Origin of the sequence: Vibrio sp. 1562 (assembly GCF_033340155.1) — a bacterium.
Lineage (GTDB): Bacteria > Pseudomonadota > Gammaproteobacteria > Enterobacterales > Vibrionaceae > Vibrio > Vibrio alginolyticus.
This window is the reverse complement of the sequence record NZ_JAWOVY010000064.1, coordinates 1-3,077: the sequence shown is the minus strand read 5'-3', so window position 1 is coordinate 3,077 and position 3,077 is coordinate 1. Positions and strand designations below refer to the sequence as shown.

The 3,077-nt window shown below is 51.2% G+C and carries 2 rRNA genes; both read right to left on the bottom strand.

From position 1 onward, the window contains the following. Nucleotides 1-68 (bottom strand): 5S ribosomal RNA (gene rrf, locus R7Z49_RS23120); the annotation flags it as partial. Between the two features lie 93 nt (nucleotides 69-161). Beyond that, nucleotides 162-3,052: ribosomal RNA gene (locus R7Z49_RS23115) — 23S ribosomal RNA — on the bottom strand. Nucleotides 3,053-3,077: the final 25 nt, after the last annotated feature.

Genomic DNA, 3,077 nt, shown 5'->3' with positions numbered 1-3,077 from the left:
CGCTATTTCGTTTCACTTCTGAGTTCGGCATGGAAATCAGGTGGGTCCAAAACGCTATGGTCGCCAAGCAAATTCTTTAATTCGGAAAGCTGTTTGTTAATTCTCGTTCTTACACATTCAATGTTCTTTCATTGAGTCCATCAAAACCCCTTGGGTGTTGTATGGTTAAGCCTCACGGGCAATTAGTACAGGTTAGCTCAACGCCTCACAACGCTTACACACCCTGCCTATCAACGTCGTAGTCTACGACAACCCTTTAGGATACTTAAAGTATCAGGGAGAACTCATCTCAAGGCTCGCTTCCCGCTTAGATGCTTTCAGCGGTTATCGATCCCGAACTTAGCTACCGGGCAATGCGTCTGGCGACACAACCCGAACACCAGAGGTTCGTCCACTCCGGTCCTCTCGTACTAGGAGCAGCCCCTTTCAATTCTCCAACGCCCACGGCAGATAGGGACCGAACTGTCTCACGACGTTCTAAACCCAGCTCGCGTACCACTTTAAATGGCGAACAGCCATACCCTTGGGACCGACTTCAGCCCCAGGATGTGATGAGCCGACATCGAGGTGCCAAACACCGCCGTCGATATGAACTCTTGGGCGGTATCAGCCTGTTATCCCCGGAGTACCTTTTATCCGTTGAGCGATGGCCCTTCCATTCAGAACCACCGGATCACTATGACCTGCTTTCGCACCTGCTCGAATTGTCATTCTCGCAGTCAAGCGGGCTTATGCCATTGCACTAACCTCACGATGTCCAACCGTGATTAGCCCACCTTCGTGCTCCTCCGTTACGCTTTGGGAGGAGACCGCCCCAGTCAAACTACCCACCAGGCACTGTCCGCAACCCCGATGAGGGGTCGACGTTAGAACATCAACACTACAAGGGTGGTATTTCAAGGACGGCTCCACGCAATCTAGCGACTGCGCTTCAAAGCCTCCCACCTATCCTACACATGTAGGGTCAATGTTCAGTGCCAAGCTGTAGTAAAGGTTCACGGGGTCTTTCCGTCTAGCCGCGGGTACACTGCATCTTCACAGCGATTTCAATTTCACTGAGTCTCGGGTGGAGACAGCGTGGCCATCATTACGCCATTCGTGCAGGTCGGAACTTACCCGACAAGGAATTTCGCTACCTTAGGACCGTTATAGTTACGGCCGCCGTTTACCGGGGCTTCGATCAAGAGCTTCGACCGAAGTCTAACCCCATCAATTAACCTTCCGGCACCGGGCAGGCGTCACACCGTATACGTCATCTTGCGATTTTGCACAGTGCTGTGTTTTTAATAAACAGTTGCAGCCACCTGGTATCTGCGACTCTCAATAGCTCCATCCGCGAGGGACTTCACCGTCGAGAGCGTACCTTCTCCCGAAGTTACGGTACCATTTTGCCTAGTTCCTTCACCCGAGTTCTCTCAAGCGCCTTGGTATTCTCTACCCGACCACCTGTGTCGGTTTGGGGTACGATTCCTTACAATCTGAAGCTTAGAGGCTTTTCCTGGAAGCATGGCATCAATGACTTCACATCCGTAGATGCTCGACGTCGTGTCTCAGCCTTAGAAAGAGCCGGATTTACCTAACTCTTAAGCCTACGCACTTGAACCTGGACAACCGTCGCCAGGCCCACCTAGCCTTCTCCGTCCCCCCATCGCAATTGTAAGAAGTACGGGAATATTAACCCGTTTCCCATCGACTACGCCTTTCGGCCTCGCCTTAGGGGTCGACTTACCCTGCCCCGATTAACGTTGGACAGGAACCCTTGGTCTTCCGGCGAGGAGGTTTTTCACCCCCTTTATCGTTACTCATGTCAGCATTCGCACTTCTGATACGTCCAGCATGCGTTACCACACACCTTCAACCGCTTACAGAACGCTCCCCTACCCAATGCACTAAAAGTGCATTGCCGCAGCTTCGGTTTACTACTTAGCCCCGTTACATCTTCCGCGCAGGCCGACTCGACCAGTGAGCTATTACGCTTTCTTTAAATGATGGCTGCTTCTAAGCCAACATCCTGGCTGTCTGAGCCTTCCCACATCGTTTCCCACTTAGTAGTAATTTGGGACCTTAGCTGGCGGTCTGGGTTGTTTCCCTCTCCACGACGGACGTTAGCACCCGCCGTGTGTCTCCCGGATAGTACTTACTGGTATTCGGAGTTTGCAAAGGGTTGGTAAGTCGGGATGACCCCCTAGCCTTAACAGTGCTCTACCCCCAGTAGTATTCGTCCGAGGCGCTACCTAAATAGCTTTCGGGGAGAACCAGCTATCTCCAGGTTTGATTGGCCTTTCACCCCTAGCCACAAGTCATCCGCTAATTTTTCAACATTAGTCGGTTCGGTCCTCCAGTTGATGTTACTCAACCTTCAACCTGCCCATGGCTAGATCACCTGGTTTCGGGTCTATATCCAGAGACTGAACGCCCAGTTAAGACTCGGTTTCCCTACGGCTCCCCTAGATGGTTAACCTTGCCACTGAATATAAGTCGCTGACCCATTATACAAAAGGTACGCAGTCACAGGACAAGCCTGCTCCTACTGCTTGTACGTACACGGTTTCAGGTTCTATTTCACTCCCCTCACAGGGGTTCTTTTCGCCTTTCCCTCACGGTACTGGTTCACTATCGGTCAGTCAGTAGTATTTAGCCTTGGAGGATGGTCCCCCCATATTCAGACAGGATATCACGTGTCCCGCCCTACTCGATTTCACTGAACACACGTCGTCAACTACGGGACTATCACCCTGTATCGTCGGCCTTTCCAGGCTGTTCGTCTAACGCGTGTAAAGCTTAAGGGCTAGTCCAATTTCGCTCGCCGCTACTTTCGGAATCTCGGTTGATTTCTTTTCCTCGGGGTACTTAGATGTTTCAGTTCCCCCGGTTCGCTCTGTTGAGCTATGTATTCACTCAACAGTAATACCTTATGGTATTGGGTTTCCCCATTCGGAAATCCCAGACTCAAATGGTTTTTACTACCTAATCTGGGCTTATCGCAAGTTAATACGTCCTTCATCGCCTCTGACTGCCAAGGCATCCACCGTGTACGCTTAGTCACTTAACCATACAACCCGAAGGAGTTTCGAGTT